The following is an 18932-nucleotide window of genomic DNA, read 5'->3' on the forward strand; positions in this document are numbered from 1 at the left end:
ATTCCTATTTTAGTCAAATTCCAGCTCAACCTGTTCATTACCAACCAGGGTGCGTAAATCATTCAGCAACACGTCGGTAGGCGTCACACGCCATGCGGCACCAAAACGTAGCCGGGCGCGCGCATCCTGACGCTGGTAGTAAAGATGCACCGGAATCGTCCCCGATCGATGGGGTTCCAACGACTGACGAAGACGGTTTAACAACTGGTCATCAATTTGCCTGTCAGTCAGCGAGATAGCAAGCCCGCGCGCATATTTTTCACGCGCTTCGCTGATATCCATTAACTCTCTGACTGTCATTTTAAGTCCACCACTGAAGTCATCAAAGCTGACCTGTCCGCTGGCTATCAAAATACGATCCTGTTCCAGCAGATGCTGATATTTTTCCAGCGCGTCGGTAAACAACATGACTTCCAGACGACCGGAACGATCGTCCAGCGTGCAGACCCCAATGCGGTTACCCCGCTTGGTCACCATCACCCGGGCGGCAAGCACCAGCCCAACGGCAGTGGTCATTTTTCCCCGCTCCGTGGGATGCATGTCTTTCAAACGCACGCCCCCTGCGTAGCGTTCGATTTCCTTCAGATACTGGTTGATAGGGTGGCCGGTCAGGTATAACCCCAGCGTTTCCCTTTCCCCATCCAGCACCACCTGCTCTGGCCACGGCGGCACGGTACTGTAGGATTGTTCCACCTGTTCAGGGGTTTCCGCCAGTACGCCGAACATATCCGCCTGACCGATGGCCTCCGCCTTCGCATGCTGCTCTGCGGACTTCATGGCATCTGCCAGCGAATTCATCAGCGCTGCACGATGGGGCCCCAGGCGGTCAAATGCGCCAGACATGATCAACTTTTCCAGCACTCGCCGGTTCAGTTTCTTAATATCCGTACGAGCGCACAGATCAAATAAATCGCGGAAATAACCGCCGTTGTTGCGCGCATCGATAATCGCTTCGATTGGCCCCTCGCCCACCCCTTTGATGGCGCCGATGCCATAGACAATCTCGCCGTCATCATTAACGTGGAAATGGTACAACCCGCTGTTGATGTCTGGCGGCAGGATCTTCAATCCCATACGCCAGCATTCATCTACCAGCCCGACTATCTTATCGGTGTTGTCCATATCAGCGGTCATCACCGCCGCCATGAACTCCGCCGGGTAGTGCGCCTTTAGCCACAGCGTCTGGTACGATACCAGCGCGTAAGCAGCCGAATGCGATTTGTTAAACCCATAACCGGCGAACTTCTCCACCAGGTCGAAGATCTTCATCGACAGTTCACCGTCGACGCCCATCTTCTCAGCACCCTCTTTGAATACCGAGCGCTGTTTGGCCATTTCTTCGGGCTTTTTCTTACCCATCGCACGGCGCAACATATCCGCACCACCGAGGGTATACCCCGCCAGTACCTGGGCAATCTGCATCACCTGTTCCTGATACAGAATGATACCATAGGTCGGCTCCAGCACGGGTTTCAGCGTTTCATGCTGCCACTGGATATCCGGGTAGGATATTTCTTCACGCCCATGTTTACGGTCGATGAAGTTATCCACCATCCCTGACTGTAGCGGCCCCGGACGAAACAGCGCCACCAATGCTATCATGTCTTCAAAGCAGTCCGGCTTAAGGCGCTTAATCAGGTCTTTCATGCCGCGCGATTCAAGCTGGAATACCGCTGTGGTTTCCGAACGCTGCAGCATATCGAAACTTTTCTTGTCGTCCAGCGGAATGGCGGCGATATCGACCGGTTCCAGCCCTTGCTTTTCGCGCCGGGCGTTGATCATCTCCAGCGCCCAGTTAATGATGGTCAACGTACGCAAGCCGAGGAAGTCGAACTTCACCAGACCGGCGTATTCTACGTCGCTCTTATCAAACTGGGTAACCGGGTGGTTGCCTTCCTGATCGCAATAAAGCGGCGCAAAATCGGTGATTTTGGTCGGCGAAATCACCACCCCCCCGGCGTGTTTACCGGCGTTGCGGGTCACCCCTTCCAGTTTGCGCGCCATATCGATCAGCGCTTTGACTTCCTCATCCGCCTCGTAGATCTCACCTAATTGCGGCTCAGCCGCAAAGGCTTTCTCCAGCGTCATCCCTGGGTCGGGCGGTACCAGCTTGGAAATTCTGTCGACAAACCCATACGGATGCCCCAGCACCCGACCCACATCACGGATTACCGCTTTAGCCGCCATGGTACCGAAGGTGATGATTTGCGACACCGCATCACGGCCATACATATCCGCGACGTGATCAATAACCAGATCGCGTTTTTCCATGCAAAAGTCGACGTCGAAGTCAGGCATCGACACACGTTCCGGGTTGAGGAAACGTTCGAACAGCAGGTCAAACTCCAGCGGGTCCAGATCGGTTATTTTCAGCGCATACGCCACCAGCGAGCCTGCACCGGAGCCTCGTCCCGGCCCGACCGGTACATCGTTATCCTTGGACCACTGGATAAACTCCATCACAATCAGGAAGTAGCCGGGGAACCCCATCTGGTTGATAACGCCGAGTTCGATATCCAGACGTTCATCGTATTCCGGGCGGCGCTGAGCGCGTACTTCTTCATCCGGGAACAGGAACGCCAGTCGCTCCTCCAACCCTTTTTTGGCACACATCACCAGATAGTCTTCGGTCGACATGTCGCCGGTCGGGAATTGCGGCAGGAAATATTCACCGAGCCGAATAGTCACGTTACAGCGTTTGGCGATCTCTACCGTATTAATCAGCGCCTCAGGGATGTCGGCAAACAGCTCGCACATCTCGTCTTCGCTGCGCATGTACTGCTGAGGGCTGTAATTACGGGGGCGCTTGGGGTCATCCAGTGTAAAGCCGTCATGAATCGCCACGCGGATTTCATGCGCCTCAAAGTCATCCGGGCTGATAAAACAGACATCGTTAGTCGCAACAACCGGCAGGCCATGCGCGGTGGCCAGCTTGATTGCCGCATGCAGGTAGCTTTCTTCATCCGGTCGGCCGGTACGCGTCAGTTCAAGATAAAACCGCTGAGGAAAATGTTGCTGATAAAACGCGACGCACTGCTCCACCAGCGCCTGATTACCACGCAACAAAAACTTGCCGATATCACCATGACGCCCACCGGACAACAGCAGTATCCCAGCCTGATGTTCCACCAGCCATTCCCGGTCGATAGTCGGACCATCAGCGCCATACCCGCGTTGATATGCGCGCGAAATCAGCAACGTCAGGTTCTGGTAACCTTCGTTATTCATCGCCAGAACGGTGAGATGCGCCAGTTCGTCACCTAACTCTTCGCTCTGCAGATAAAAATCGGCCCCGATGATCGGCTTGATACCGGCACTATGCGCGCCACCATAGAACTTCACCAGCCCACACAGGTTGGTAAAGTCGGTGATTGCCAGCGCGGGCATCCCCAGCGCGGCAGCTTTTTTTACCAACGGGCCGGTCTTCGCCAACCCATCGATCATGGAATAGTCACTGTGAACACGCAGGTGGACAAAACGTGGTTCGGCCATTTCCGGATCCCATAATCTTTTCAGTAACCCGCCTGATGCAGATCTTCAGGCACATTATGCGTTTACGTTACAGGCACTTATGTTACATACGGTTGCGTTACGCCAGACCCAGCGCCCGCTTAACCGGGGCAAAACTGCGCCTGTGATGAAGGGTGGCGCCCAACGTCGCCAGCTTTTCAAGATGATATGCCGTAGGATACCCTTTGTGCTGCGCAAAGCCATACTCTGGAAATTGCTGGTCCAGCACTTCCATTTCACGATCCCGCGTCACTTTAGCCAGAATCGAGGCCGCACTGATTTCCGCCACCCGGCTGTCACCTTTGACCACCGCCTGTGACGGCATCGGCAACGTCGGACAACGGTTGCCGTCTATCAGCACAAAATCTGGCGTAACAGGCAAGGCCGCCACCGCACGCTGCATCGCCAGCATGGTGGCGTGCAGGATATTAAGCGTGTCAATTTCTTCCGGCTCGGCACGCCCCAGACTCCAGGCCAACGCCTTTTCACGGATCTCGTCATATAACGCCAGACGACGTTTCTCGCTGAGCGTCTTAGAATCTGCCAGTCCGACGATCGGCCGATTCGGGTCCAAAATCACCGCCGCCGTTACCACGGCGCCAACCAGCGGGCCACGCCCAACTTCATCCACCCCGGCAATACAATGTGCCGGTGGATAAATAAAAACCTCACTCATGACCGCCACAGCTCCAGTACAGCCTGCGCCGCCTGTTTATCAGCGTCGCATCGAATCTGTTCATGCAAATGTAAGAATGTCTGCTGCAAGTGCTGCGCCGCGTCGCCATCTTCAAGCCAGGGCAATAACGCCGCCGACAGATTGTCAGGCGTACAATCATCCTGCAGTAATTCTCTGACCAGTTCGCGTCCTGCCAGCAAATTGGGCAGCGAGACCCACGGTGTTTTCACCAGTCGTTTCGCCAGCCAATAGGTAAAGGGCTTCATGCGGTATCCAACGACCATCGGGCACTTCGCCAGCATACACTCCAGCGCCGCCGTACCGGACGCCAGCAACGTGGCATCACAGGCTATCATCGCTTCACGCGCCTGCCCATCCAGCAGTCGGATTGTCATCTCGGGCGCAACGTCAGCTTTGATTTTTTCAAACTGCTCACGGCGACGCGAGTTAACCAGCGGTACCACAATCTCCAGTTCCGGATAGGTTTGCCGTAGCATCTGCGCCGTTTTCAGGAAATCCGCACTCAGCATATCCACTTCGGCACCACGACTCCCCGGCAATATCGCCAGACAACGCCCTTGCTCCGGCAATCCCAGCGTACGCCGCGCTGCCGCTTTGTCCGGACGCAAGGGCATCGCATCCGCCATGGTGTGACCAATAAAACGGCAAGGTACATTGAAACGGTCATAAAAGGCTTTTTCGAACGGCAGAAACGCCAGCACCAGATGCGTCGCTTTACCTATCTTGAAAACGCGCTTTTGTCGCCATGCCCATACCGACGGACTGACATAGTGGATGGTTTTGATACCATTGCGCTTGAGGCGACCTTCCAGGGTAATATTGAAATCAGGCGCGTCGATACCGACAAACACATCGGGTTGCAGTTCGCTGAAACGCTGCGTCAGGTCACGACGGATTTTCAGCAAGCGGGGCAGGCGCTCCAGCACTTCAACTACGCCCATTACCGCCAGCTCTTCCATCTCATACCAGGCTTCGCAGCCTTCTGCCTGCATTAGCGGCCCAGCCACACCGACAAAGCGGGCATCAGGTACGTGTGCTTTTAGCGCACGAATCAAACCGGCACCAAGAATATCGCCGGAGGTTTCTCCGGCGACCAGTCCGATAGTCAGGGGACGTTGTGTCATGTCTTATCGAATAATGCCGCGCGTCGAGCGGGTAAAGAAATCAAGATAGGCCTGTACCGCTGGATGCTCTGCCGCCAGAGCTTCGAGGTCAGGTTTCACCTCATCCAGCGTTTTACCGCTGCGGTAGATCAACTTGTACGCATTGCGGATAGCGTGCAGGGTCTCTTTCTCAAACCCACGGCGCTTGAGCCCTTCAATATTGATACCAAATGGCGTGGCATGGTTGCCTTGTGCTATCAGATACGGAGGGACATCCTGCGCTACGCCAGAACAACCGCCCACCATCACGTGCGCGCCGATGACGCAGAACTGGTGCACCGCTGTCATGCCGCCAATAATCGCGAAATCATCAACGCTGACATGACCACCCAGCGTAGCGTTATTCGCCAGAATACAGCGATTGCCGACAACACAGTCGTGAGCAATATGGGTATTGATCATCAGCAGGTTATCGTTACCGACTTTAGTCAACCCACCGCCTTGCGCGGTACCACGATGAATGGTCACACTCTCACGGATACGGTTACGATCGCCCACTTCAACACGGGTCGGCTCACCGGCGTATTTCAGGTCCTGATTGACCTCACCGATCGTGACAAACTGATAAATCTCATTGTCACAACCGATTTTGGTAATGCCGTTAACAACGACATGGGACTTCAGTACCGTACCTGCCCCGATCTCAACCTGCGCACCGATATGGCAAAATGGACCAATATGCACACCGGCACCGATAACAGCGCCATCTTCAACAATGGAACTGGGGTGAATAAAGGCGGTTTGATCAATCACTAATCAGCCCTCCCGACGACGAGCGCACATCATTTCCGCTTCACAAGCCACTTCACCATCAACTTTAGCAACGCCTTTGAAACGCGCAATACCACGGCGCTCCTTGATGAACTCAACTTCCAGAATCATCTGGTCACCGGGTTCAACCGGACGTTTGAAACGTGCTTCATCTACGGCAGCAAAATAATACAACTCACCCGGCTCCAGCTTACCCAGGCTCTTAAACGCCAGAATACCTGTAGCCTGCGCCATTGCTTCCAGAATCAACACTCCGGGGAAAATCGGTTTGCCAGGGAAATGCCCCTGAAAGAACGGCTCGTTAAAAGAAACATTTTTTACCGCTCGCAGGAATTTTCCTTTCTCAAAATCCAGTACACGATCCACCAGCAAGAACGGATAGCGGTGTGGTAGTAGATCCAGAATCTCTTCGATATGCAGAGTATGCGTGTCTGTATTCAAAATACTCTTCCTGTCAATAAAAACGATAGCATGAACAACACGGCCTGCGTATTCCCCAACAACGGAGGAACAACATGCAGGCCGCAAACAAAAATTACGCACATCGGCGTGAGTCTTACACCCGAAACACAGGGCTACGAATACGGACGATTAACGGTCTTCGAGCTTACGCTCGACAGCCTTGAGTCGTTTACTCATCTCGTCAATATTCATCACCAGCGCGGCTGTTTTGCGCCAGACCTTGTTCGGTTGTAATGGGATCCCGGATGAATAAACGCCCGGCTCGGTGATCGGCCGCATGACCATCCCCATCCCTGTGACTGTAACCTTGTCGCAAATCTCCATGTGACCATTGATCACGCTGGCGCCGCCAATCATGCAATACCGGCCAATCTTCAGACTGCCCGCCATGATTACCCCACCAGCAACTGCGGTATTGTCCCCAATCACAACGTTGTGTGCAATCTGACATTGGTTATCAATGATGACACCGTTGCCAATAATGGTGTCGTCCAGCGCCCCTCTATCAATAGTGGTACTGGCACCGATCTCAACACGATCGCCGATGATGACCGTTCCCAACTGGGGAATTTTGATCCAATTGCCACGATCATTAGCATACCCAAATCCGTCCGAACCGATTACCGCACCGGACTGAATCAAGCACTGCTCGCCCAAAACAACGTTATGGTAAATCGTCACATTGGCCCATAACCGGGTGCCCGCACCAATACGGGCATGCTTACCGACGAAGCAACCGGCACCAATCACGACGCCGTCACCCAACTCAACGCCGGATTCAATAACTGCATTAGCCCCAATCGAAACCCCATCTCCTAAACGCGCATCAGGAGCAATCACCGCTGAAGGTGCGATCCCCTGTGCAGGCGCCGGCGTTGTATCCATCAACTGCGCCATACGCGCATAGGCCAAATAAGGATTCTTTACCACAAGTGCAGCGGCATTATTGCAGAACGGCAAATCCGCTTGCGTCAGTACCACTGCTGAAGCCTGGGTACTGCTCAGTTGTTCACGATAGCGGCTATCGGATAAAAATGTAATCTGTCCAGCTTGTGCTGAATGCATAGAAGCAACAGCGGTGATGACGATATCGCCATCACCGTGCAATTGTGCATCCAACTGTTGAGCCAAGGCGTCCAGTCGAATTGAAAACATGGATTATTTAACCTGTTTCAGCACGTCAGCAGTAATATCTTTCGCATTGTCGGCATAGGCAACCGCGTTAGCGTCGATAACCACGTCATAGCCTTGCTTGGTAGCAACCGCTTTTACCGCGTCCTGAATACGGCTCAGGATTTTGTTGCGCTCTTCCATCTGACGACGGCGATTATCTTGATCGAAAGCCTGAGCTTTGCTGGAGAACTGCTCACGCTGAGACATCACGTCGCTTTCCATTTTGGAACGATCGCTGGCTTTCATGGTAGAACCATCACGCTGCAGCTTCTGCATTTTTTCCTGCAGAGAACGCTCCATGGACTGCAGTTCTGCAGCACGGCCTTTGAACTCGTTTTCCAGCTGTTTGCTTACGGCTTCACGCTGCGGCAACTGTTGGAAGATGCTGGAAACATTGACAATCGCAATCTTATCAGCAGCCTGAGCACCCGCAGAAACGGCCAGCATTAAACCCAACCCTGCGGCATACAACCACTTTTTCACGTTAAAACTCCTTACCCTAAGTATTTCTGCGCTGAACGCGCTTATCGTAATTACGGCATCGGCAGTCAAGCTATATGCTCAAATCGCCACCGGATGCCGATACATCTTCCTTTCAAACTCAAACCTACGCAGCCCGTTTACCAGGTCTTACCAATGTTAAACTGGAACTGCTCGGAGCGATCCCCATCATACTTCTTAAACGGCTGAGCGTAAGAGAAGACCAATGGCCCCAGAGGTGAAACCCACTGCACGGCAAGGCCCGAAGACATACGAATGTTGCCAGGCTTGCTGTAATCCGGTACGCCAGCGGCCAGCGTCTGCGCGGTATTTTCCCAATGCGTATCCCACACGGTACCAGCATCAACGAAGAACGACGTACGCACAGAGCTAGCGTACTTATCGCTAATAAACGGTGTTGGAACGATTAACTCAGCGCTGACCACCGCCATCGCGTTCCCCCCCACAGCATCAGACATCTTCGACGGGTTAATATTACACGACGACACATCCGATGTATTACATCCAGTGTAGTAGGCCGCTTTCGGGCCTATAGTGTTAGAACGGAAACCACGTACGGTGTTGGAGCCACCCGCAAAGAAGTTATCGTAGAACGGCACTTCTTTGCCGCTCAGCCCATCAGCATAACCCGCCTTGCTTCTCGCCATTATCACCCAGTTACGACTCTCGCTCAGCGGGAAATAACTGGCCGAATCAAAGGTTACTTTATAGTACTTGTTGTCCGAACCCGGCAACGTCACCTTGGTGTTCAGGTTGACACGATTACCAGCGGTCGGGAAGTAACCACGATCAAGATCGTTGTAAGTCCACCCTGGCGTCAGGAAGAAATCGTTAGCACTGAAGCTGGCTCTGGAAGTCGAGCGAGGATCTGGATCGACACCGGATTTATTCAGATAGCGCCACATCGCAACCTGAGGTTTCATATCCGATAAAGAGTTATGCACGTAGTCCAGACCCAAGCGTAACGAATTGTTTTCGTTGATCGGGAAGCCCAACGTTGAACCGACACCATAGCTTTTGTTGGTATAATCGGCCAGATCAGCATTCAACGCTTTGAAGTTGTTGTAGAAAACACGACCACCGAGACTCACGCCATCTACCGTAAGGTACGGGTCTGTCATCGATAACTCAAGATAGGTCTGGTAGTCGTTACGAGTCCCACTAATGCCTACTGAGTTACCGGTTCCAAGCCAGTTGTCCTGCTGCACACCAGCCTGGAAGCTGACGCCACTTTCAGTACCAAAGCCGATACCGAAGTTAAGGCTACCGGTATTACGCTCCTTGACCTTGTACACCACGTCAACCTGATCCGGTGTTCCGGGCACGCGCTGGGTCTCGGTATCGACACTTTCAAAATACCCAAGACGATTCAGTCGCTCTTTACCCTGTTGCACCAGATCGTTGCCAAGCCAGCCACCTTCCATCTGACGCATTTCACGGCGCAGTACAGAATCTTTGGACACATCGTTGCCTTCAAAACGGATACGGCGCACCGTGAAGCGGTTACCCGCATCCACATTGATGCTCAGCCGTACCGTTTTGTCGGTATCGTTGATTTCCGGCTGCGTCACCACGCGGGGATACGCATACCCGTAACGTCCCAGCAGCTTTTTGATGTCCTCTTCCATCCGGGTTACTTTGGCGCCGTTATACAGCTCCCCCGGTTGGATACGGGTTAAATTTTCAATTTCAGTGGCATGTCCTACCAGATTGCCACGCACTACCACACCCGAGAGTTTGTACTGGTCACCTTCGGTAATGTTGACAGTGATGTAAATGCCTTTTTTATCCGGCGTCAGGCTCACCTGCGTTGAGTCAATATTGAAACGCGCATAACCACGATCGAGATAGAAACTGCGAAGCGTTTCCAGGTCGCCAGACAGTTTCTGTTTCTCGTATTTACGATCTCCCACCAGGTTCCACCACGGCACTTCATCGCGTAACTGGAAACGGGAAACCAGCTCATCGGAACTGAAAGATTTATTACCGACGATATTGATTTGCTGGATCTTGGCAGATACCCCTTCGGTAAACACCAGTTTGAGATCAACACGATTGCGAGGCAGCGGAGTCACGACTGCCTTCACTGTGGCGCTGTATTTACCTACACTGTAGTAGAAATCTTCCAACCCTTTTTCAATGTTGGACAAGGTGGTACGATCCAGCGCTTCGCCGACGCGCACACCCGATGCTTCAAGGTTCCCCTTGAGCATTTCTTCCTTCACCGCTTTGTTGCCGGAGAAGGTCAGGCTGGCAATGGTCGGACGCTCTTTGACCTGAATCAGCAGCGAATTCCCATCACGCAGGACACGGACATCCTCGAAGTTCCCGGTCGCAAACAAAGCCCGAATGGTGTTACCGATATCCTCGTCAGTGACAGTATCCCCCACCCGAACAGGCATGCTGAGCAATGCTGCACCGACGGCAACCCGCTGCAGGCCCTCGAAATGAATATCTTTCACTACGAACCCGTCTGCACCGTATACGGTGGCGCTGCTAAACAGCAGCGACGCTATGAGCAACTTTTTCATCGCCATCGTTGTTATGCGTTTTTCCTAACCTAATCCACGCCTACAGGCGGGAGAAATCATTGAAAAGTGCAAGCCCCATTAACATCATCAGCAACACCGTGCCAATGCGATAACTGACGTCCTGCACACGCTCGGAAACCGGTCCACCCTTTAGCTTTTCGATCGCCAGAAAGAGCAGATGACCACCATCCAGTACCGGCAGAGGGAACAGATTGATAATTCCCAGATTGACGCTAATCAGCGCCAAAAACATCAGGTAATACACCAATCCGTAATCTGCTGACATGCCCGCCCCCTGTGCGATAGAAATCGGACCGCTCAGGTTATTCAGCTTCACGTCGCCGGTAATCAACTTACCCAGCATACTGACTGTCAGTTTCATCAACAGCCAGGTTTTATTCCCAGCTTCATAGATGGCGCTGAACGGCCCATACTGGCGCACGGTTTTGTACTCATCAGGCAAAGGGGTCACTTTCGGCACTACACCGGCAAACCCTTCCAGCCGCCCTTTTCCTACCGTTTTACTGTCTGGTATTAGCGTAACGGACAGCGTATCCCCGCCTCTTTCCACCTCCAGCGCAATCGGTTTGCCAGGGTTATCACGCACGGCAATGACAAACTGCGGCCAGCGAGCCAGCAATTGACCATCGACTTTAACGATCCTGTCCCCGACTTGCAAACCCGCTTTTTCAGCGGCAGAACGGGGCTGAACCTGAGTCAGCAACGCTTCAACCTGAGGCCCTTTCGGTATAATCCCCAGCGACACCGCCGGATCCTGCCGTTCTGGATCGAAATGCCAGCGTTGCAGATCAAGCCGTTTGCCCTCTGTACTGGTGGAACCTAACGGTGCGGTTTCGAAAACCACGTCAGGTTCGCCAATCCTGCCAATTAAAGCCAGACGCGCGCTATCCCAGTCAGGCGTTTCGATGCCATCAATCGACTTTAGTTCCATTCCCGGTGAAATTTGCGCCTGTGCAGCAATCGATCCGGGCAAAACCTCACCCACTACCGGGCGGATACCCGGCACACCAATGATGAACACCAGCCAGTAGGCAATAACGGCAAACACGAAGTTGGCAATCGGGCCGGCACTAACAATAGCTGCCCGTTGCCAGACCGTTTTGTGGTTGAATGCCCGATGCCGAAGTTCTTCAGGAACGTCATCGACCCGACCATCAAGCATTTTCACATAACCGCCCAGAGGAATCAGCGCGATGACATACTCGGTGCCCTGACGGTCACGTCGACGCCACAATGCCTTCCCGAAACCGATGGAGAAACGCTCGACGCGAACACCGCAACGACGGGCAACCCAAAAATGCCCAAACTCATGCACGGTGATAAGCACACCGAGTGCGACAACGAATGCAGCCAGGCTCCAGAGAACATTCAGCATAAACCGACTCTACCTGTATTCCTAAACAGCCTTGAACAATAGCAGCATCAGACAGGCAAATACCGGTATGGCTGCAGTCAGGCTGTCAATACGATCCAGTACCCCACCGTGACCCGGGATCAGGTGACTGCTATCCTTGATACCGGCCTCACGCTTGAACATGCTTTCCGTCAAATCCCCCAATACCGAGGCCAGTGTCGCGACAATAGAGCACACCAACAGGGTAAAGGTTGAGATAGACAATGGCGCATAATGGCTAAACAGTAACGCAATCATTGCAGATGTTGCCAGCCCACCGATGAAACCTTCCCGGGTTTTTCCAGGCGACACTTTGGGTGCCAGTTTACGCCGACCAAACAGCTTGCCAAACAGATAAGCACCACTGTCAGCGCCCCACACCAACACCATCACATACAACAACCACCAGGCACCGCTAAAAGGATTGGTTTCATATTCGAATTGGCGCAGCGCCAACATACCCCAGAAAAAAGGCACGATAGTCAGAAGGCCAAAGCACAAACGCAGCGCACGGGAATGTCGCCACATTGCAGCGGAAGAGGGATAAAACAGCACCAGTAATAGCGCCACGCCCCACCAGGCAAGAGAAATCCATAGGGACAGGCAGACCGGCACAAACGTGATGGAATAGTGGTAATCCGGCAAGGTCAGCATCATCGCTGCCAGCAGAAAACCACAGGCAATGGAAAGCCAGATTCGCTGTGTGCAAGAAACCAAACCAGCCAGTTGACCCCATTCCCAGGCAGCCAGCATACAAACAGCCAGCGTCACCAGAGAAAAAACCAACGGCGGCAGAAAAAAAAGCGCCGCAATAACTAAAGGAATAAGAATCAGCGCAGTAATCAGGCGATACTTCAGCAAAAATACCCCCTACGATGCATCTGCATCGTCAGGCGTAGTTCCCCCAAAGCGACGCTCACGTTGAGCAAAGGCATGAATGGCACCTTCAAAGGTTTGTTCGTCAAAATCTGGCCAGAGAACATCGGTAAAATAGAGTTCTGCATACGCAATCTGCCATAGCAGGAAATTGCTGATGCGATGCTCTCCACTGGTTCTTATTAGCAAATCAACCGGAGCCAGATCGTTTAAGCACATGTAACGATTCAGAGTTGACTCATCAATAGTATCAGGATGCAGTATACCTTCCTGAACCTGCTCGGCGATTTTTCTGACTCCGTGGATAATATCCCAACGGCCGCCATAATTCGCAGCAATATTCAGAGTCAGGCCCGTATTATTTTCTGTCATCGCTTCAGAACGTTGGATCAGTGCCTGTAATCGACTACTGAATCGACTAATATCACCGATGACTCGCAAACGGACATTGTGCTTGTGCAGGCTTTTGACTTCGCTATTCAATACGCGCACAAACAGCTCCATCAACGCAGACACTTCCTGTGCCGGGCGGTTCCAGTTTTCGCTGCTGAATGCGTATAGCGTCAAGGCTTCAAGGTTCTGGCTGACCGCATAACTGATCGCACGGCGTACTGACTTCACTCCCGCCTGATGACCGGAGATCCGCAGCTTTCCCCTCTGTTTAGCCCAGCGACCATTGCCATCCATGATGATCGCGACATGACGAGGGCCGTTAGGTAACACCTTTTGATTACCGTGTTGATTTTCGGCGGGCATAGCGTGTATTGATTTCCTCAAGCAAGAAAATGATTATCCAGTCGCAGGCAAACCTGACAGCATAAAAAAGCTGTGAACACACAGCTTTCATCAACGTGGTATTTTATCAATAACCACCTGCATCGAGCGGCGCTGACTATACCATTTCAGGCGCATGTGAACAAACACACCCGCGTCAGGTCACTGATAACGCCGCAATACATTTTCTGCTGCTTGTCTTGCCCAGGTATCGATAGACAACACATCATCAACGCTTTGCGGCTCAGGTAATATCAGTTGTTCCATCACGCATTGATTGACTGCGGCGATATCGGTAAACCGAATACCGGATTGTAAAAATGCCGCAACCGCAATTTCATTTGCCGCATTGAGTGCCGTCGTAGCAGCCTGCCCTTGATTACACGCCTCAATCGCCAGACGCAGACAAGGGTAGCGCTGAAAATCCGGCTCAGAGAAGGTCAACGCGCCCAACCGGCTAAAGTCGAGCGCCGGTGCGCCGGAAAAAACACGCTCAGGGTAAGCCATCGCATAGGCTATGGGGGTTCGCATATCGGGTGTACCCAATTGCGCCATCACACTGCCATCCCGGTAACGCACCATGGAGTGGATAACGGATTGGGGATGGATAACCACTTCCATCTGTGATTCCGAGGCATTAAATAGCCATCGCGCTTCGATATATTCCAGTCCCTTATTCATCATGGTGGCGGAATCCACCGAAATCTTTCGCCCCATAGACCAGTTTGGATGGGCGCACGCCTGTTCAGGAGTGACACTCTCCAATGCAGCAAGCGGAATCTCACGAAATGGCCCACCTGAACCGGTCAGTACCACTCGCTCAACCCCGTATTGCGTTAACGAAGCATATCCCAGTTGCCGCTGGATTGGCTCAGGTAAACTCTGAAAAATCGCACTGTGTTCACTATCGACTGGCAACAATCTCGCCCCGTTCTTCGACACCTCGTCCATGAACAGGCGACCACAGGTCACCAGCGATTCTTTATTCGCCAGCAGAACCTGTTTACCCGCACGAATGGCCGCGAGTGCCGGCAACAACCCTGCAGCACCGACAATCGCTGCCATCACCTGATCGACCCCATCCAACGCTGCCAGCTCGCAGGCAGACTGCGCGCCTGATAGCACAGCCGTTCGACTGCCCGCCTCACGTAAACGGATACGCAGTTCGCGCGCGGCATCTTCATCAGCCATTGAGGCATACGCCGGACAGAACTCCAGGCACTGTTCCGCCATCAGCGAAACATTACGCCCGGCGACCAATGCCATTATCGAAAATTTGTCTGGATTGGCTCTGACCACGGCCAGTGAACTAACGCCAACAGAACCGGTGGAGCCGAGGATTGTCAGTTGCTTCATGAATATGACCTGATAAAGCTGGGGTTGATGACAGGCGTGGTGCCAGTCTGTAACGTCAACGCCGACCTGTCGATGAGGCTGGTGTGAAAATGCGTGGCGTTACGCAAAACATCCCGCATTAAAAAAGCTGGAAAACAAAACGCCGCGGAAGGAGCAGATAATACTGCACACCTGCCAGCGGCGCTGTAACGAATCGATGAATCAGAAATCCATCAGTTCTTTTTCTTTCTCCGCCAGAGCGGCGTCAATCTTCTTGATAAAACCGTCAGTCAGTTTCTGGACGTCATCCTGAGCGCGACGCTCTTCGTCTTCGCTGATGGTTTTATCTTTCAGTTGTGCCTTGAGCTTGTCGTTAGCGTCGCGACGAACGTTACGCACCGACACTCGCCCTTGCTCTGCTTCACCACGCACCACTTTGATCAGATCTTTACGGCGTTCTTCCGTCAGCGGCGGCAGCGGAACACGAATAACCGTACCGGCAGACATCGGATTCAGCCCCAGGTCGGATGCCATGATAGCTTTTTCCACCGCCGGGCCCAGGGTCCGGTCAAATACAGTGACAGCCAGCGTGCGGGAGTCTTCCACCACGATATTGGCTAACTGGCGTAACGGCGTTGCGCTACCGTAATACTCCACATGGATACCATCCAGAAGATTAGGGGACGCACGACCAGTACGCACTTTACTGATCTGGTTCTTGAAAGCCTCTACGCATTTATCCATGCGTGTTTCGGCGTCTTTTCTGATTTCATTAATCACGTTGTGAACCCTTGAAAACTGGTTGCCAGTCAGGTCACGCACGGCTTGCATGACCCAGCGAATCATCGATTGCCAGCAGCAGGCTGACAATATAGGCGCAATCTTGTGTCACCAAAACAAGATATTACCTTAAATTAGACGTTAGCCGTTATTACTGATCAACGTCCCTTCTTTTTCGCCCATCACGACACGACGCAGCGCCCCTGGCTTGTTCATATTGAACACACGGATTGGCAGATTATGGTCGCGAGCCAGCGTAAAGGCGGCCAGGTCCATGACTTTGAGCTCACGCTCCAGGACTTCCTGATAATTCAGTGATTCGTAGAGCGTTGCATTAGGATCTTTAACCGGATCAGCAGAGAAAACGCCGTCTACTTTGGTGGCTTTCAATACCACGTCGGCTTCGATTTCAATGCCACGCAGGCAAGCCGCTGAGTCGGTGGTAAAGAAGGGGTTGCCGGTACCGGCAGAAAAAATCACCACACGGTTGTTACGCAGCAGACTGATAGCTTCAGCCCAACTGTAATTGTCACACACACCATTAAGCGGAATGGCCGACATCAAACGGGCGTTGACATAAGCACGATGCAGCGAATCACGCATCGCTAAACCGTTCATCACGGTTGCCAACATCCCCATATGATCGCCCACCACGCGGTTCATGCCTGCTTTGGCTAAACCCGCGCCGCGGAACAGGTTACCACCACCGATGACCACACCGACCTGAATGCCCAATTCAACCAACTCTTTAATTTCCTGGGCCATGCGATCGAGAATGCTCGCATCGATACCGAAACCTTCAGATCCCTGCAGCGCTTCGCCACTCAGCTTCAGCAGGATACGTTGATATACGGGTTTTGCGTTGGTTGCCATGGTGTTCTTGTCCTAACAGGCTGTCATCGTACTGGGGGTTATTACTGCCACACCCGGCGCACCATTGATAAGGGGCCAGATGCCACGAAATTGCTTGTATCACGAATTACGGGTATCGCGAATAGCTTGGCTGGATAAAAAGGAACCGCCAACTGGCGGCTCCCTTTTTATTAAGACTGTTTGCTCATTGCTGCGACTTCAGCAGCAAAGTCAACTTCAGCTTTCTCGATACCTTCACCCACTTCGTAACGGATGAAGTTGCTCACAGAAGCATTGTGCTCTTTCAGCAATTGACCAACAGTTTTGTTCGGGTCCATCACGAAGTTCTGACCGGTCAGAGAAATCTCGCCGGTGAATTTACGCATACGGCCTTCAACCATTTTCTCAGCGATTTCGCGCGGCTTGCCGGACTGCATGGCGATATCCAACTGGATCTGATGCTCGCGAGCAACCACGTCAGCCGGTACGTCTTCAGCGTTGACGTATTCCGGTTTGCTGGCAGCGATGTGCATAGCGATGTGCTTGATCAGCTCTTCGTCAGCACCGGTAGCAGCAACCATAACGCCGATGCGAGCACCGTGCATGTAAGAACCCAGGGCGTCGCCAGTCTGCACAGCGATACGACGGATGTTGATGTTTTCGCCGATTTTCGCTACCAGCGCGGTACGCTGTTCTTCGAATTTCGCTTTCAGAACGTCAACGTCAGTGATGCGCTCGTTCAGTGCAGCGGTAGCCACTTCTTCGCCAAACGCTTTGAAGCCAGCGTCTTTTGCTACGAAGTCAGTTTCGCAGTTCAGCTCAACGATGATGCCGTATTTGCCGTCAGCGGCAATCTTGGTCAGGATCACACCTTCAGCGGCAACACGACCCGCTTTTTTCGCAGCTTTAGCCTGGCCAGATTTACGCATGTTGTCGATTGCCAGCTCGATGTCGCCATTGGCTTCAACCAGAGCTTTTTTACATTCCATCATGCCTGCGCCGGTACGTTCGCGCAGTTCTTTTACCAGGGCAGCGGTAATTTCAGCCATTATCTTTTCCTCGGTTATCTCGTGGCGGAGATAAGTAAGAGATAAGTAAAAAGGGGGCCCGACAAGGCCCCCTAACCAACATATGTCAATACCTGGTTAATAAGGGCTCAACAGAGCTGGCCTTATTATTCAGCTTCGACGAAGCTCTCTTCTGCCTGAGCAGCCAGATCCTGAGAACGGCCTTCACGGACAGCAGCAGCAACAGCATTCAGGTACAGGCTTACTGCACGAATGGCGTCGTCGTTACCAGGGATGATGTAATCAACGCCATCCGGATCGGAGTTGGTATCAACGATTGCAAATACCGGGATACCCAGGTTGTTTGCTTCTTTGATAGCAATGTGTTCGTGATCGGCGTCGATAACGAACAGCGCGTCAGGCAGACCGCCCATGTCTTTGATACCGCCCAGGCTGTTTTCCAGCTTGTCCAGTTCACGGGTGCGCAGCAGCGCTTCTTTTTTGGTCAGCTTGTCGAACGTGCCGTCCTGAGCCTGAGTTTCCAGATCTTTCAAACGCTTGATGGACTGACGAACGGTTTTCCAGTTAGTCAGCATACCGCCCAACCAGCGATGGTTCACAAAGAACTGGTCGCAGTTGATAGCAGCTTCTTTTACCGCTTCGCTTGCTGCGCGCTTAGTACCAACAAACAGAATCTTGCCTTTACGGGAAGAAATTTTGCTCAGCTCAGCCAGGGCTTCGTTGAACATCGGTACTGTTTTCTCAAGGTTGATGATGTGAACTTTGTTACGAGCACCGAAGATGAATGGCTTCATTTTCGGGTTCCAGTAACGTTTCTGGTGACCAAAGTGTACGCCAGCCTTGAGCATGTCGCGCATGGAAACAGTTGCCATGATTACCTCTATAGATTAAGTATGGGGTTATGCCTCCACGTGTCCCATTACACCGACCAGAATGGAAAACCATTACAGGCACCCCGGTGAATGTGTCGACACGTGTGTGTTATACACATAGTGAGTTCAGTTTGAACCGACAGGAACTCAGTCATCTGAAATTCCAGCCGGAACACCGGCGCGCTTTATACCA

The 18932-nt window shown here is 52.6% G+C and carries 16 protein-coding genes; all 16 read right to left on the reverse strand.

Going from position 1 to position 18932, the window contains the following annotated elements; all coding sequences use genetic code 11:
• Nucleotides 1-9 precede the first annotated feature (9 nt).
• Entirely contained in the window at nucleotides 10-3492 is a 3483-nt protein-coding gene (gene dnaE, locus FAZ14_RS07765) for a DNA polymerase III subunit alpha (RefSeq protein ID WP_016942170.1), read from the reverse strand.
• A 97-nt stretch (nucleotides 3493-3589) separates the two neighbouring features.
• Nucleotides 3590-4186: a ribonuclease HII gene (gene rnhB, locus FAZ14_RS07770; RefSeq protein ID WP_153508324.1), complete on the reverse strand. Its 597-nt coding sequence runs from the start codon at nucleotides 4184-4186 to the stop codon at nucleotides 3590-3592.
• Nucleotides 4183-5331, reverse strand: a complete 1149-nt coding sequence (lpxB, locus tag FAZ14_RS07775) for a lipid-A-disaccharide synthase (protein WP_153508325.1) — start codon at nucleotides 5329-5331, stop codon at nucleotides 4183-4185. Before lpxB ends, rnhB begins: the two co-directional genes overlap by 4 nt.
• Before the next feature lie 3 nt (nucleotides 5332-5334).
• Nucleotides 5335-6123: an acyl-ACP--UDP-N-acetylglucosamine O-acyltransferase gene (gene lpxA, locus FAZ14_RS07780; protein WP_016942173.1), complete on the reverse strand. Its 789-nt coding sequence runs from the start codon at nucleotides 6121-6123 to the stop codon at nucleotides 5335-5337.
• A gap of 3 nt (nucleotides 6124-6126) precedes the next feature.
• Nucleotides 6127-6582 carry a 3-hydroxyacyl-ACP dehydratase FabZ gene (gene fabZ / locus FAZ14_RS07785; RefSeq protein WP_012770826.1) on the reverse strand — a complete coding sequence of 152 codons (456 nt, stop codon included), beginning with the start codon at nucleotides 6580-6582 and terminating at the stop codon, nucleotides 6127-6129.
• Nucleotides 6583-6732: 150 nt separating this feature from the next.
• Nucleotides 6733-7758 (reverse strand): UDP-3-O-(3-hydroxymyristoyl)glucosamine N-acyltransferase, encoded by a 1026-nt coding sequence (lpxD, locus tag FAZ14_RS07790; protein WP_016942174.1) that lies wholly within the window; start codon nucleotides 7756-7758, stop codon nucleotides 6733-6735.
• 3 nt (nucleotides 7759-7761) lie between these two features.
• On the reverse strand, nucleotides 7762-8259 hold the full coding sequence (skp, locus tag FAZ14_RS07795; RefSeq protein WP_016942175.1) for a molecular chaperone Skp: 498 nt from the start codon (nucleotides 8257-8259) through the stop codon (nucleotides 7762-7764).
• A 137-nt stretch (nucleotides 8260-8396) separates the two neighbouring features.
• A complete protein-coding gene (gene bamA, locus FAZ14_RS07800) occupies nucleotides 8397-10814 on the reverse strand; it encodes an outer membrane protein assembly factor BamA (RefSeq protein WP_016942176.1) in 2418 nt (805 codons plus the stop codon).
• 34 nt (nucleotides 10815-10848) lie between these two features.
• Nucleotides 10849-12204: a sigma E protease regulator RseP gene (rseP, locus tag FAZ14_RS07805; protein ID WP_016942177.1), complete on the reverse strand. Its 1356-nt coding sequence runs from the start codon at nucleotides 12202-12204 to the stop codon at nucleotides 10849-10851.
• A gap of 21 nt (nucleotides 12205-12225) precedes the next feature.
• Complete coding sequence (gene cdsA, locus FAZ14_RS07810) at nucleotides 12226-13083, reverse strand: phosphatidate cytidylyltransferase (RefSeq protein ID WP_153508326.1); 858 nt, start codon at nucleotides 13081-13083, stop codon at nucleotides 12226-12228.
• Nucleotides 13084-13092: 9 nt separating this feature from the next.
• On the reverse strand, nucleotides 13093-13854 hold the full coding sequence (gene ispU, locus FAZ14_RS07815; RefSeq protein WP_016942179.1) for a (2E,6E)-farnesyl-diphosphate-specific ditrans,polycis-undecaprenyl-diphosphate synthase: 762 nt from the start codon (nucleotides 13852-13854) through the stop codon (nucleotides 13093-13095).
• A gap of 180 nt (nucleotides 13855-14034) precedes the next feature.
• Complete coding sequence (gene ispC / locus FAZ14_RS07820) at nucleotides 14035-15228, reverse strand: 1-deoxy-D-xylulose-5-phosphate reductoisomerase (protein WP_016942180.1); 1194 nt, start codon at nucleotides 15226-15228, stop codon at nucleotides 14035-14037.
• A gap of 201 nt (nucleotides 15229-15429) precedes the next feature.
• Complete coding sequence (gene frr, locus FAZ14_RS07825; RefSeq protein WP_023639093.1) at nucleotides 15430-15987, reverse strand: ribosome recycling factor; 558 nt, start codon at nucleotides 15985-15987, stop codon at nucleotides 15430-15432.
• A 141-nt stretch (nucleotides 15988-16128) separates the two neighbouring features.
• Nucleotides 16129-16860 (reverse strand): UMP kinase, encoded by a 732-nt coding sequence (pyrH, locus tag FAZ14_RS07830; RefSeq protein WP_016942182.1) that lies wholly within the window; start codon nucleotides 16858-16860, stop codon nucleotides 16129-16131.
• Between the two features lie 170 nt (nucleotides 16861-17030).
• Complete coding sequence (gene tsf / locus FAZ14_RS07835) at nucleotides 17031-17888, reverse strand: translation elongation factor Ts (protein ID WP_016942183.1); 858 nt, start codon at nucleotides 17886-17888, stop codon at nucleotides 17031-17033.
• 125 nt (nucleotides 17889-18013) lie between these two features.
• Nucleotides 18014-18739 (reverse strand): 30S ribosomal protein S2, encoded by a 726-nt coding sequence (gene rpsB, locus FAZ14_RS07840; protein ID WP_016942184.1) that lies wholly within the window; start codon nucleotides 18737-18739, stop codon nucleotides 18014-18016.
• Nucleotides 18740-18932: the final 193 nt, after the last annotated feature.

Source organism: Dickeya oryzae, from assembly GCF_009372235.1.
Taxonomy (GTDB): Bacteria; Pseudomonadota; Gammaproteobacteria; order Enterobacterales; family Enterobacteriaceae; genus Dickeya; species Dickeya oryzae.

Coding starts and splice junctions, on each gene's coding strand:
- dnaE (WP_016942170.1), bottom strand. CDS start 3,492: ATGGCCGAACCACGTTTTGTCCACCTGCGTGTTCACAGTGACTATTCC.
- rnhB (WP_153508324.1), bottom strand. CDS start 4,186: ATGAGTGAGGTTTTTATTTATCCACCGGCACATTGTATTGCCGGGGTG.
- lpxB (WP_153508325.1), bottom strand. CDS start 5,331: ATGACACAACGTCCCCTGACTATCGGACTGGTCGCCGGAGAAACCTCC.
- lpxD (WP_016942174.1), bottom strand. CDS start 7,758: ATGTTTTCAATTCGACTGGACGCCTTGGCTCAACAGTTGGATGCACAA.
- bamA (WP_016942176.1), bottom strand. CDS start 10,814: ATGGCGATGAAAAAGTTGCTCATAGCGTCGCTGCTGTTTAGCAGCGCC.
- rseP (WP_016942177.1), bottom strand. CDS start 12,204: ATGCTGAATGTTCTCTGGAGCCTGGCTGCATTCGTTGTCGCACTCGGT.
- ispU (WP_016942179.1), bottom strand. CDS start 13,854: ATGCCCGCCGAAAATCAACACGGTAATCAAAAGGTGTTACCTAACGGC.
- ispC (WP_016942180.1), bottom strand. CDS start 15,228: ATGAAGCAACTGACAATCCTCGGCTCCACCGGTTCTGTTGGCGTTAGT.
- pyrH (WP_016942182.1), bottom strand. CDS start 16,860: ATGGCAACCAACGCAAAACCCGTATATCAACGTATCCTGCTGAAGCTG.
- tsf (WP_016942183.1), bottom strand. CDS start 17,888: ATGGCTGAAATTACCGCTGCCCTGGTAAAAGAACTGCGCGAACGTACC.
- rpsB (WP_016942184.1), bottom strand. CDS start 18,739: ATGGCAACTGTTTCCATGCGCGACATGCTCAAGGCTGGCGTACACTTT.